Source organism: Stutzerimonas zhaodongensis, from assembly GCF_003696365.1.
GTDB lineage: Bacteria > Pseudomonadota > Gammaproteobacteria > Pseudomonadales > Pseudomonadaceae > Stutzerimonas > Stutzerimonas zhaodongensis.
Window position 1 is genome coordinate 198691 of sequence record NZ_RFFM01000006.1, and the last position, 12337, is coordinate 211027.

The 12337-nt window shown below is 61.8% G+C and carries 15 protein-coding genes; 13 read left to right on the forward strand and 2 right to left on the reverse strand.

Annotated features, from left to right (window positions below; translation table 11 throughout):
• Nucleotides 1-2 precede the first annotated feature (2 nt).
• The 13 genes from fliH (at nt 3) to EA797_RS19100 (ending at nt 10220) form a co-directional block, all read left to right on the forward strand.
• Nucleotides 3-701, forward strand: coding sequence for a flagellar assembly protein FliH (gene fliH / locus EA797_RS19040; protein ID WP_122168093.1), 699 nt, complete (start codon nt 3-5; stop codon nt 699-701).
• A gap of 1 nt (nt 702) precedes the next feature.
• Nucleotides 703-2034 carry a flagellar protein export ATPase FliI gene (fliI, locus tag EA797_RS19045; RefSeq protein WP_019341999.1) on the forward strand — a complete coding sequence of 444 codons (1332 nt, stop codon included), beginning with the start codon at nt 703-705 and terminating at the stop codon, nt 2032-2034.
• Entirely contained in the window at nt 2031-2456 is a 426-nt protein-coding gene (locus EA797_RS19050; protein ID WP_122168095.1) for a flagellar export protein FliJ, read from the forward strand. Before fliI ends, EA797_RS19050 begins: the two co-directional genes overlap by 4 nt.
• A 237-nt stretch (nt 2457-2693) precedes the next feature.
• On the forward strand, nt 2694-2969 hold the full coding sequence (gene flgM, locus EA797_RS19055; RefSeq protein ID WP_122168097.1) for a flagellar biosynthesis anti-sigma factor FlgM: 276 nt from the start codon (nt 2694-2696) through the stop codon (nt 2967-2969).
• Nucleotides 2966-3406, forward strand: a complete 441-nt coding sequence (gene flgN / locus EA797_RS19060; protein ID WP_122168098.1) for a flagellar protein FlgN — start codon at nt 2966-2968, stop codon at nt 3404-3406. Before flgM ends, flgN begins: the two co-directional genes overlap by 4 nt.
• A gap of 607 nt (nt 3407-4013) precedes the next feature.
• The gene (gene fliD / locus EA797_RS19065) at nt 4014-5321 is read left to right on the forward strand and encodes a flagellar filament capping protein FliD (RefSeq protein WP_122168100.1); all 1308 of its coding nucleotides are present in this window, start codon (nt 4014-4016) and stop codon (nt 5319-5321) included.
• Complete coding sequence (gene fliS / locus EA797_RS19070; protein ID WP_122168101.1) at nt 5318-5716, forward strand: flagellar export chaperone FliS; 399 nt, start codon at nt 5318-5320, stop codon at nt 5714-5716. The genes fliD and fliS overlap by 4 nt, the downstream gene beginning before the upstream one ends.
• Nucleotides 5700-6023, forward strand: a complete 324-nt coding sequence (locus EA797_RS19075) for a hypothetical protein (RefSeq protein ID WP_122168103.1) — start codon at nt 5700-5702, stop codon at nt 6021-6023. Before fliS ends, EA797_RS19075 begins: the two co-directional genes overlap by 17 nt.
• A complete protein-coding gene (locus tag EA797_RS19080; protein WP_122168104.1) occupies nt 6020-7189 on the forward strand; it encodes a flagellar hook-length control protein FliK in 1170 nt (389 codons plus the stop codon). The genes EA797_RS19075 and EA797_RS19080 overlap by 4 nt, the downstream gene beginning before the upstream one ends.
• A 36-nt stretch (nt 7190-7225) precedes the next feature.
• Entirely contained in the window at nt 7226-7687 is a 462-nt protein-coding gene (locus EA797_RS19085; RefSeq protein WP_122168106.1) for a flagellar basal body-associated FliL family protein, read from the forward strand.
• Nucleotides 7688-7697: 10 nt separating this feature from the next.
• Nucleotides 7698-8432, forward strand: coding sequence for a FliA/WhiG family RNA polymerase sigma factor (locus EA797_RS19090; protein WP_122168108.1), 735 nt, complete (start codon nt 7698-7700; stop codon nt 8430-8432).
• 4 nt (nt 8433-8436) lie between these two features.
• A complete protein-coding gene (gene motA, locus EA797_RS19095) occupies nt 8437-9309 on the forward strand; it encodes a flagellar motor stator protein MotA (protein ID WP_122168110.1) in 873 nt (290 codons plus the stop codon).
• Entirely contained in the window at nt 9306-10220 is a 915-nt protein-coding gene (locus EA797_RS19100; protein ID WP_122168112.1) for an OmpA family protein, read from the forward strand. Before motA ends, EA797_RS19100 begins: the two co-directional genes overlap by 4 nt.
• A gap of 382 nt (nt 10221-10602) precedes the next feature.
• Here EA797_RS19100 and EA797_RS19105 read toward each other — a convergent pair whose 3' ends face one another.
• Together EA797_RS19105 and EA797_RS19110 are read right to left on the reverse strand one after the other, a co-directional pair.
• Entirely contained in the window at nt 10603-11085 is a 483-nt protein-coding gene (locus EA797_RS19105; RefSeq protein WP_122168114.1) for a hypothetical protein, read from the reverse strand.
• Complete coding sequence (locus tag EA797_RS19110; RefSeq protein WP_122168116.1) at nt 11082-11951, reverse strand: transcriptional regulator; 870 nt, start codon at nt 11949-11951, stop codon at nt 11082-11084. Before EA797_RS19110 ends, EA797_RS19105 begins: the two co-directional genes overlap by 4 nt.
• Nucleotides 11952-12337: the final 386 nt, after the last annotated feature.

A 12337-nucleotide genomic window follows, 5' to 3' on the forward strand; every position in this document is an offset into this window, starting at 1 on the left:
CAATGAGCATCAAGGTAATCAAGGGTGAGGGCCGCTCGTGGCGCCCGTTCCGCTTTCCGCCGCGCGTGCGTACCGCGGCGGAGCTGGCCGACAGCATGGCTGGCGACCCGGCAGCGTTGCAACGTGCGGTCGCCGATGGCTTTCAGGAAGGCATCGACAAGGGCTACGAGCGGGGGCTGGAGCAGGGCCGCGAAGCCGGGCACCGTGAAGGCTTCGAGCGGGGTATCGAGGACGGCAAGGCCATCGGTCGTGAAGAAGGCCGCGTTCAGGGCCGTCGCGCATTCGACGAAGCGGCCCGCCCCATGGATGCGCTGGTCGAGCGTTTCGACGGCTTTCGTCAGGAGTTCGAGCAGGCGCGACGTGAGCAGCTGCTGGAACTGGTCCAGAAAGTCTCCAAGCAGGTGATCCGCTGCGAGCTGACCTTGCACCCGACGCAACTGCTGACCCTGGCCGAGGAAGCCTTGGCTGCCATGCCGGGCGACCAGGAGGATGTGCGCATCCTGCTCAACCCGGAAGAATGCACACGGATCAAGGAACTGGCGCCCGAGCGCGCGGCGAACTGGCGGCTGGTGCCGGATGAAAAGCTGGCACTCGGCGAATGTCGCGTGATCACGGCCCAGGCCGAAGCCGACATCGGCTGTCAGCAGCGCCTGGATTCATGCATGGATACGCTGGCCGACCACATCCGGGCGCAAGCCTGATATGTCCCTGCGCGAGAGCTTCCGGCTCGACGAAGCGCTGCGCTCGCTGGATACGGTGCAGCTGGCGAAAGTCAGCGGCCGGCTGGTTCGCGTTTCCGGCATGCTGCTGGAAAGCCTCGGCTGCCAGCGCATGACCGGCCAGCGCTGCTTCGTCGAACAGGGCGACGGCAGCATGCTCGAAGCGCAGGTAGTGGGCTTCAACCGCGATATCACCTACCTGATGCCGTTCAAGAAACCGGTTGGTCTGACTTCCGGCTCGCGGGTGTTTCCCGCGCCGGACGATGCCAAGCTGCACATCGATGAGTCCTGGCTCGGGCGAGTGGTCAATGGCCTTGGCGAGCCGCTGGACGAAATGGGCAAGCTCAGCGGGCGTGACCCGCTGCCAACCGAGCTGCCCTCGGTGAACCCCCTCAAGCGCAAGCCAGTCAGCGAACCGCTGGACGTCGGCGTGCGGGCGATCAACGCCATGCTGACCCTCGGCAAGGGGCAGCGTGTGGGGCTGTTTGCCGGCTCTGGTGTGGGCAAAAGCGTGCTGCTGGGCATGATCACCCGCCAGACCAAGGCTGACGTGGTAGTGGTCGGGTTGATCGGCGAGCGGGGGCGCGAAGTGCAGGAGTTTCTGCTGCATTCGCTGGGCGAGGAGGGCCTGAAAAAGGCCGTAGTGGTCGTCGCGCCCGCCAACGAGTCGCCACTGATGCGCCTCAAGGCCACCGAGTTGTGCCACAGCATCGCCGCCTATTTCCGCGACCAGGGCAACGACGTCCTTTTGCTGGTCGACTCGCTGACCCGTTATGCCATGGCCCAGCGCGAAATTGCCCTGGCACTCGGTGAGCCGCCGGCCACCAAGGGCTATCCGCCATCGGTATTCGGCATGCTGCCGGAACTGGTAGAGAGCGCCGGCAACGGTGCCAACGACAACGGCAGCCTGAGCGCGCTGTACACGGTGCTGGCCGAGGGCGATGACCAGCAGGACCCGATCGTCGATTGCGCGCGGGCGATTCTTGACGGGCACATCGTGCTGTCGCGCCGCTTGGCCGATGCCGGGCACTACCCGGCCATCGACGTCTGCGCCTCGGTCAGCCGCTGCATGAGCCAGGTCGGCCAGCCGCCGCACCTCGGCGCGGCGCGCCAGCTCAAGGAGTTCTACAGCACCTACGAGAAGATCAAGGAGCTGATCCCGCTGGGCGGCTACAGCCCGGGCGCGGACCTCAAAACCGATCGCGCCGTGAAGCTGGCACCTACCATCGAGCGCTTTCTGCGCCAGGAAGTGGGCGAAGCCGCGGAACTGGAAACCAGTCTTGCCATCCTGCAGAGCATCATCAAACAACCATGAAACAGCAGATCGAAACGCTCACGCGCCTGGCCAGCCTGCGCGGCAACCGGGTCAAGCAGATGCTCGGGCAGGTTCAGTATCAGCAGAACCTCTGCCAGCGCTATCGCAACAACATCACCGGCCTCAGCCGGCTTTGTGGGTTCTCCGTGCCGATGAACACACCCTTGCAGCGCGACAATCAGCAGCGCTACAAGGCCACGCTCTACAAGATGGTGGAGCTGCAGCGCCGCGAACTGGCGGTGGCCGAGCACGCGCTGGCGCGCATTCAACAGGAATTGCTGCAGGCCATGCGCAGCGAAAAGGTCGTCGAGCACGTGATCGACGCCAAGATGCAGCAATGGCAGCAACTGCTGATGACGCAGGAGCAGAAGATTCAGGATGGTTTGGCAGCACAAACCTGGTGGCGCGGCCAGATTGCGTAGCCGGAGCGATCACCTCGCAGCAAAAGAGCCAGCTTGCTGGCGATCATGGACGTGCGCCAACTGCTATCGTCAGCCAGACCCGGCGCCACTGGCTCTTACGGGTTTCAGATGGCGCGCAGTCGATAGCGCGATCGGTCCAGCCCAGCGCCACTCGTCCTGTGAGCGCAAAAAAGATTTAAGTTATCCGCCCGAGCGGTCGCTTGTTAGGCAGTAACCACCGAGTTGGAACGAAAAATCATGGAAATCAGCCGGCACTTCAAGCCCGCCTCCGTAGCACCGTCCGAGCTTTCCGCGGCCCGTCAGGTCGCCTCTCGCCCGGCCGTCCAACCAGCCGCCCGTCAAGTCGAGAGCCTGCCGTTGGAACAGATGCACGAAGCCCTGCGCGCCATGCCCGAGGTCGATCTCGACCGCGTCGCCGCGATCAAGCAAGCCCTGCAGCGTGGTGAGATTTCCACCGACGTGGGTGAGCTGGCGAGCAGCATGCTCAGCTATCACCGCGGAAATGATGCGTGAGCCAGCGAGAGAAGCTGCTCGCTGTCGTCGATGACGATCTGCAGCAGGATTGCGGCGACTACCTGGTCTTGCGCGAGCTGATGCAGGAGTTATACGGGCGTCTGCTTGAGCGCGATGTCCCCGAGATAGATCGTATCAATCTGCAGATCACCGTTCGTGTCGAGGCCATTGCCGCGCGTGCGCAGCGCCGCAGCAAAGTGCTGGCAGCGTTCCGGTTGGAAACCTCTGGCGTGGGCATGCGCCGTCTGCTCTCCAGCTGCTCGGGCGAACGCGGTGAGTCATTGCAGCAGCATTGGCAGCAGGTCGGCGATCTGGCCGTGCAATGTCAGCAGTTCAACGAGCACAACGGCAAGCTGCTCGCCATGCACCACGATATTCTTCAGCAACTGCTCGCCGGTGGGCAGGACGCCCGGCTCTATTCGCCTCAGGCCTACTGAGACGCAACGATCGATATCCCATCCCATTAGCAAGGCGCGCCGCGCTGGCCTCACGGCGGTATAACCCGCCAGCGTATCCACAGCGAAGTGTTGGATGGCAAAAGCAACATCCGCCCTGAATCCAGTGGCGGTCGAAGTCTCCTGTAGCCCCGCGAATAGCCTCGCAGATCGCCAGCAAGCTGGCTCCTACCAAAAGCGATGCGTGCAGATTGGTGCGTCACACAGACTATCGCTGCCATCGTTGTAGGAGCCAGCAAGCTGGCGATCAACGTCTGCTGGTGCTTCCACCGGGCCCACACCCCCCCGCAGCTAATTTCATTTCATACCCTCTGTGGCGTCCACCCGCGACTGCCCCTGGCGTATTGCTGAGCTCATGCCGCAAGGAATTAATCCTTTTCGGTTACCGCTTTAACTGCCTCACCTCTGACGTCGCCTTTACAGAGAGATGTTCCGCCTATTGCGCAGGCGGAAACGGCGTTTCCCCGTTTCCTCGTCGTGACGCATAGCGGAAGCCTTTTTTCTGCATGGCTAGCTCTGAAGCGCCCGTATTACGGGCATTCGAGACCTGGCATCCAACTTGCTCTACCAGTTTCAAGAGGGGATGGTGATGGCTATAAATTCAGATTACGTACAGCAGATGTCGAAGCAGTTGGCGACTTACGAAGTTCAGTCGTCGCTGGATCGGCTTAACCGCAACGAGTCCCGCTACAAGGCGCAGCGCGACGCATTGAATTCGTTGCGCACGTCCATGACGACCTTCAAGTCGGCCGTCACCAAGCTCAATAGCAAGACGACCAGCATGCTGACCAACAGCGCAACCTTCAGCCAGGAGGGTTACGCAACGGCGACAGTGGGTACTACTGCCAAGGCCGGGACCTACGACTTCTTCGTCGAGCGCCTGGCGAGTAAGCAGCAGGTCGCGGTGCAGGGATTGGTCGATGGCAGTCTGAGCGGCACCCTGACGTTGAACACTCAAGCATTCGACCTGAGCAGCTACGCCACCCTGGACGAAGCGGCCACCGCCATCAATGGTGCGGGCCTTGGTGTGCAGGCGACGCTCGTACGCAGCAATGGCGCGGTCAGTCTGGTAGTGACCAGCGGGGAAACCGGTGCGGCCAACGCGTTCAGCACGACCATGACGGGTAACCCCGCAGCCACCACCACTACGCTTTCCACTGCCCAGGATGCACTGATGCGTCTGGGTGGCAGCCATGGCGCGGGCGGTATCGAGCTGACCAGCGCCAGCAATACCTTCGCCAACGTCATCGATGGCGTCAGCATGACCGTCAGCAAGACCCACACGGCGGGTGACACGCCCCTGACCGTCACGGTCGGCCAGGACAAGGCTGGAACCAAAGCCAAGGCGCAGAGCTTCATCGACGCCTTCAACGCCCTGATGACCAGTTTCGATTCGCTGACCGCCAGTGGCGGCGACAGCGCCAAGCGCGGTGCTCTGGCAGGCGACTCCAGCGTGCGCTCCATCGAGAGCCGGCTCAACGGCCTGCTGCGTACCGACTTCGGCGGGAAAAGCCTGATCGAGTTCGGCATCAGCGCGGACCGTAACGGCAAGCTGACCATCGACGCCAAGCGCTTCGATGCAGCCGTCGCCAATGATCCTGCGGGCTTCGAAGAACTGTTCACCGGCAAGGACAAGCTGCTCGAAAGCATCGACAAGACAGTCACCAGCTACACCAGCACCACCAACGGCCTGCTGAAGAACCGCATGGACACGCTGGACATGAGCCTGCGCCGCATCGACGAGCAGTTCGAAAACCTCCAGCAGCAGTACGACACCCATTACAGCCGCTATCTCAGGCAGTTCACCACCATGATGCAAACCATGCAGAGCATGGAGCAGACCAACGGAATGTTCGCGATGCAAAACTCTACGCAGGCTAAGGGACTGTTCTCATGAGCACCTATTACCCTAATGAAAGCTATGACAGCTATCGCTCGGTAGACCTCGAAGCCCGTGCGGCTTCTGCCTCGCCCTACGAGCTGGTGCTGGTCCTGATGGATGGCCTGCTCGACGAGCTGGCTCGTGCACGCGGTCACATCGAGCACAAGCGCTATCAGCAGAAAGGCGCTTCCCTGGAGAAGTGCATGAACATCCTCAACGGCCTCAACGGCGCACTCGATGAAGAGGGCGGCGGTGAGGTGGTTCAGGGCCTGTCACGTCTTTATGAGTACTGCATCTACCGGATCTCGGATGTCAGCGTGACGCTGTCGCTCGAGGGCCTGGATGAGGTGATCAATCTGCTTGGCGTATTGCGCGAAGGCTGGGAGGGCGTCAGTGCCGCGCGTAAGTGATGGCGAGCGCTTGATGGCGCTGCATGCCCAGCTGAAGCAGGCATTGCAAGGTAGCGACTGGCATGCCGTCGCAGCGGCGGACGAAGCGATCCGCCAGTGCCTGGAAATGTTGGCCACCCGCGATGAACTCGACGAGCCGACACGCGCGGCGAAGCACCGGCTCAAACAGCTCCACGACAAGGGAGTGCAGGCCTGCGCGGAGGAGTGCGAGCGCTTGCGCCTGCTGCTTTTGAATCACCTCGAGTACGCCGAAGGGCGAGCTGCCTATCAGCGTGTCGACATGTATCAGGCCGGAGACAGGGGATGAATATTCAGCCGATTTCGGTCACGCGTGCTGCAGCTGCAAGCGCAGTATTGCCGGCAGCCCCGCAAGCGGCCTCGGCGCACCAGCCCGCTGCAGGCCAGCGGCTGGCCGGCGAGGCTCGACGCGGCTTTGGCGAGCGCATGCAGTCGGCATCGTCCGAGACCGAGGGGCGCCTCTCGGAGCTGCCCGCGGCCACGCTGCAGGGTGCACTACCGAGTCCGCTGGCCGAGCAGGGACAAGTGCTGCAGGCAGGCGGAGATGCCACCCAGGGCAGCGAAGCGCCCCAGGAATTGACTCCAGAGCAGTGGCTGCTTGGCATGCTCGACCAGCAATCGACCGATATTCAGGCGCGCGATGCAGGGCTTGCAGACGCTGCGCCGCTGCCAGTGCCACAAGCGTTGCCAGAAGTCGCTCGGACCCCGCTTGACCCGCTCGCCTGGTTGCAGGGGCGCGACCCCTTCGGCGATCAGCAGGCTGATGCCGGCGCGGTCGACCCGCTGGATGCGCGGCTGACAGGTGACTTTCAACGTCGCGCCGCAGAAATGAATCCGTTGATGCCGGCTGCGATGAAGCCGGTCGTCGATATGTCCCTTGGCCAGCCTGCCGTTGCGCCGGCGCCGGTCGACACCATGCCGGCCGCTTCGCTGGATCTGCACGAAATCGTCGAGTCGCTCGATGCCGGTGAGCCGCTCACCAGTACGGTCGAGCGGGGTCAGACCGCACCCGTCCAGGCGGACCGCGCGCTGAAGCTGCAAGCGCCGGAAGCCAAGTGGGGGGAGCAGATGCTGCATGCGTTGCGTGAGAACGTCGACCTGCAGATCCAGCAGAAGATTCAGAGCGCCACCATCCGCCTCGATCCACCGGAGCTCGGCAGCATGGAAATCATGCTCAGCCATGAGTCGGGCCGGCTGAACGTGCATCTGTCGGCAGCGAATGCCGACGTGGCGCGGCTGCTGCAGCAGACAAGCGATCGCTTGCGCCACGAACTGGTGGGCCAGCACTTCGTCCAGGTCAACGTTCAGGTTGGTGCCGACAGCGGCGGGCAGCAAGGCCAGCAGCGTCAACGGGCGGCATTGGGCGGCGATGAGCTACCCACGGCAGCCCGCCAAGAGGAACAGCAACAGAGCCGGGAGCGCGGTCACGCCCGGGATGTATTGATCACGGTTTGACCGGTTTAAACCTAATTACCCAATTGTGAGTGTGTTATGTCCACGTCCCGTCTCGTTCTGCTGATGCTGCTGCTCAACGTCCTGACCGTTGCCGGTGGGGTTGGCGTCAGCTACTGGCTGCTCAAGCCCGGCCTGGAGGGCGGCAGCTCCGAACAGGTTGCGGCAGTGGAGCCGGTCGAACCTTCGGAGTATGAGTTCTTCCCGGTCGAGAAAGTCATCGTCAGTGTCCGCGGCGAAGGTCGTGAGCACTATTTCGTGCTGGACCTGGCGCTGCAGGCCGATGCCTCCGACAAGCCGAAGAAATTCGAGCAGGTTGAACCCATCGTGCGTAATTCCGTAGTGGGCTACCTGTCGTCACTGCCATTTGCCGAACTGCGCGGGTTGAAGATCAGCGAATTGCAGGAGCGTCTTGAAACCGTCCTGTTCGCCGATTTTGCCAGCAAGAATGCAGCCGTGCCGTTCAAGCACGTGCTGGTCAACAAGCTGATCGTGCAGTAAAGGCCGCGCCATGACCGCCACTTGCCCCATCGACTTCTACGGCGCTACGCCGGCTGGCCCTTCGGTATTCGCACCGGCGGTCGAGCAGCGCTGGCTGATGCAATACCTGCCGTTGGTTAAGCGCATCGTCCGGCAGCTTTCGCTGCAAGCCAACCAGGTGCTCGACCGCGAGGACATGGAGCAAATCGGCATGATGGGTCTGCTCGAAGGGCTGCGCCGCTACGGCGAACCTGACGAGCAGTTCGGCAAGTTCGCCTCGCTGCGCATCCGGGGCGCCATTCTCGATGAGTTGCGCCGTCAGGACTGGCGCCCGCGGCAGGTCCGCCAGCAGGCGCACAAAGTACGCGACGCGATCCGTGACCTGTCGAGACAGTTGGGCCACGAGCCCAGCGACGAAGAGATCAAGGCCCACACCGGCCTCGACGAAAAGGAATACCAGGACTTTCTCTGTGCCGATTCATCCGAAGCGATCGAAAGCCTCGATGAGCTGCTACAGAGCGGCCACGAGCATTTCCCCGATACCGCCGAGCTGTTCGAGGAGCGCCTGATCAAGGAGCGCGTGCTGGCACAGGCGCTGGCGCGGCTGGACGAGCGCGAGCGCCTGGTGCTGACGCTGTACTACCAGCACGAGCTGAGCCTGAAAGAAATTGCCCTGGTGCTGGAAGTCAGCGACGCCCGGGTCTGTCAGTTGAGCAAGCAGGCCATAGCCAAGGCTTGTCGCTTCCTAACCGAGAGAAGTCAGTAACGTCATGCAGAAAGTAATAGGTGCGTTCATCATCATCGGTTGCGTGCTGGGCGGCTACGCCATGGCCAACGGCGACATGCGAGTGCTCTGGCAGCCTGCCGAGGTGGTGATCATTCTCGGCGCGGCGCTCGGCAGTCTTGTTGTCGGTAACCCCAAGGAAGTTCTGATCGAGATGCTGCATCAGATCAAGGACGTCTTTTCCTACCAGCGTCGGGGCGAGGAGTTTCAGCGTCAGTTGCTGATGCTGCTTTATGAGCTGCTTGAGATGGTCGATGTGGGCGGTTTGAAGGTGCTCGACTCGCATATCGAGGAGCCAGAGCAGAGCGATCTGTTCGTGCGCTACCCCCTGATCCTCCAGGAAAAGAACCTGATGGCCTTCATCGCCGACAACTTCCGCCTGATGGCCATGGGCAAAATCAGCGCTCACGAGCTGGAAGGCTTCCTCGAACAGGAACTCGAAGCCATGGAGCACGCCCTGCTGCAGCCTGCGCGTTCGCTGCACAAGATCGGTGAAGCGATGCCAGGCTTCGGCATTCTCGCGGCAATCATGGGGATCATCATCACCATGGGCAGCATCGGCGGCAGCGTCGCGGAAATCGGTGCCCACGTGGCCGCCGCGCTGGTGGGTACTTTCCTCGGCATCTTCTTCTGCTATTGCCTGATGGACCCGCTGTCCAATGCCATGAGTCAGCGTATCAAGACCGAACTTTCCGCCCTCGAATGCGTGCGGACCACCCTGGTGGCACACGTTGCGGGCAAGCCCACGCTGCTGGCGGTAGACGCCGGTCGCAAGCTGATCGAGCAGGACGTCAAACCCGCCTTCCGCCAGCTGGAAAAATGGGTGACGCAGTATGAGGAAGAAAGGGACGCCGCATGAGGAGCAGGGGCAAGGGCGGGTCCGGCGGCGAGCACGAGATCATCATCAAGCGCCGCGGCAAGAAAGGCCATGACGATGCGCACGGCGGTGCCTGGAAGGTAGCCTTCGCCGACTTCACGCTGGCGATGATGGCGCTGTTCATGGTGCTGTGGATCATCCAGCCCCAGATAGATCAGTCCAACCCATCCTACGGTGAGATGGAGAGCAATCCGCTGGTCGATGGTGGCGCGGGGATCTTCGACGGCACCAGCCGTTCGCCGCTGGAACTCGACGGCATGCCGGTGCGCCCAGCGCGGGCCGATGAAACAACTTCCCGCGAGTCGAACAGCGAACAGGACGGCAGCCGCAACTACGGCTCGACCGAAGAACTTCAAAAGCTCGCCGCCCTCATGCGGCAGGTCGCCAGTGAGGTCGATGCGTTGGCCAACCTGGAAGTGGATGTGGTGCCCCAGGGCTTGCGCATCCTGATCAAGGACGACCAGCAGCGGTTCATGTTCCAGCGCGGCAGTGCCACGCTCAATCCGCACTTCCAGAAGCTGCTCGGTGTGCTGTCCGGCGTGCTGACGAAGGTCGACAACAAGCTGATCATCAGCGGCCACACGGATGCCACGCCTTATCGACAGAAGAACGGCTACGACAACTGGAACCTGTCCGGTGATCGCGCATTGCGCGCACGTAATGCCCTGGTCGCCGCTGGATTGAGCGAACGCTCGGTGCTGCAGGTAACGGCTCAAGCCGACGTCATGCCCCTGCACCCCGACGACCCTCAAAGCGGTGCCAATCGCCGGGTAGAAATCCTGCTGCTGACCGCCTCGGCCGAGGCGCTGTACAAGGAACTCTTCGGTGACAGCTACGGCAAGGTGCGCTTCTCGGAAAGCGGAGCGAGCTACAGCGGAGCGTCCTCTGACTGAGATTGCGATGGGTGGTTGCTCGCTCGCCGCGAATGACCGGCCGCATCGGAGTGCGTCGCCCGGCCATCGGTAGTGGGGGGCCAGCTAGGTCAAATCGTGCCGCTCGTTACCAGAACCGCTATTTTCCGGCCCGTGATCAGGCCTGTAATGACGGCGCAGGTAGAGGCAAAGTCTTGCTGATATGAGCCCGCCATCAGGGAAGGCCCCCTCGGCGCGTACCAACTACCAACCGCGAGCTCGCTCTCTTGATCATGGGCTGCGGTGCGAGTGGAATAAGGCCGGGCCTTATCGGACTCGGCGCTTTATCGGTGTCTAGAAAGAGCGCTACAGCGGCAGTCTCGACTGCGTTGCAGGCGCATCGCTACCGATAGGAGATGAGGCATCAGCCCCGGTGCGGGTGGTCGTCGGCGCAGTAGACTTGTTGCGTCTGGACGCCGTAGAGGCAGGCGCCAACCTGCTCGAGGGTTATGCGGGCGCCTTTGTGGGAGCCATAGAACAGGTTGAACATCAATTCGTCGTCCAGCTGGTCTTGCGGCCCCAGGCCGTGCACCTGACCTTCTTCCACGACCAGCGAGGCACGCCCTAACAGATCCGTCTCCAGTCGCCCGGAGGCTTCGACGATGGCTGGAGAATTTCGGGTCATCGTATAGAAACGCCCCTTGTTGAAAACCAGGCTCTGGCTGACCTTGACGGTGCTGCCGTCGCTCAGCAGCACCTGGCCGGTGGAGCTGTAGCGGCCATCGAATTTCGACGAGGCGTTACCACTGGTGCCCATTGCCACGAACGCCCACAACAGCAGGGCGGCAGGTGCCATAACCCGCAGCATGCGCTTACCAACTGCTCCGGTTTCGTTCTGGCTATTCATTTCAGGCACTCTCGTAAATGGCCGCTGGGGATCGTCTGGATCTTGCTCTTGTGAACCTTCAGCCAGTTGACTCTTCCGTCACCTTGCAGGCAGCGAATTTCATAAAAACCTGGGGACATGTTGACGATCACCCGCGCGGGTTCGGCACTCATGTTGGCCAGGGTATCGACCAGATGTCGCGTATCGTTAATCACCAGATCTAGTTGACGCTGGCTCTCCTCCACGTAAAGCACCTCGAGCGGCCCAGCCTCGACCGTCTGGGTGAAGGAGGGCGCCGAGGTGCTGGCCAGCCGGAAACCCAGCGTCGCCAGGCCCAGCAGTACCATCATCGCTGAACCGACGAGCGCCAGGATCTGCCAGGAGCGGCGCCGAGGGGCTGGTTCTGGTAGATCCGTTGTTGCCTGAATGGTCGCCACTGGCAACTCGACCATTAGCTGCTCGGGTTCGTCCGCGATCGCATCAACTGACGGGCCAACCGCGGGGCGCGCCTGATCGACGATCAGATATTGCGGGTTGAACAGGTATCCGCGCCGCGGCAGTGTCTGAATGATCTGGCTGCGTCCATCGAACAATGCCTGGCGCAGCGTATAAATTTGCTGATTCAGGCTGCCCTGGCCGACAACGCGACCTTCCCATGCATGGGCCATCAACTCGTCCCGCGACACCACTTCACCCGGCACCTGCAGCAACCGCTCCAGTACACGACTGCCGGAGAACCCGAGATCCAGTGTTTCCTCGATATCGCCATGCGAAACCACAAGCTGATACAGCGCGCTATTGAAACGGGCCGTGCAGCCTTCCCGCCCAGTTTTCAACACGGGACAGACGAAGCCATCGGTGGCCGAAGGGGTCAGAGATGAGGTCATGAGCGCCTGAGCGTGGGTGCCGCGAGCAAATAGTCTTACCTGTGATCACCTTGGCAAAACCGGACGGCGGCATATTGGCGTCGATTTTTTGATCCCACAAGACGATTGCACCAAAAAGTCGCTGAACGGACATGGCGATGAAGAGGTTGGTTTTGCGAAACAGAGCAGATATAGCGTCTATTGACGTAATAGAGAGGATTAATACGGCATATCTAGTGATGATGTCGTTGGGGATTTTTTTTCGCCGTTTGTCGGAGGGGTTAGGCCTCCGCAACGCGAAGGCAAAAAAAAGCCCCGAATCATTCGGGGCTTTTCGATGCCGGTCAAAGGAACCGGCGCTACAGCGTATTGCTTAGCCCAGCAGGCCCATGACCATGCCTGGCATC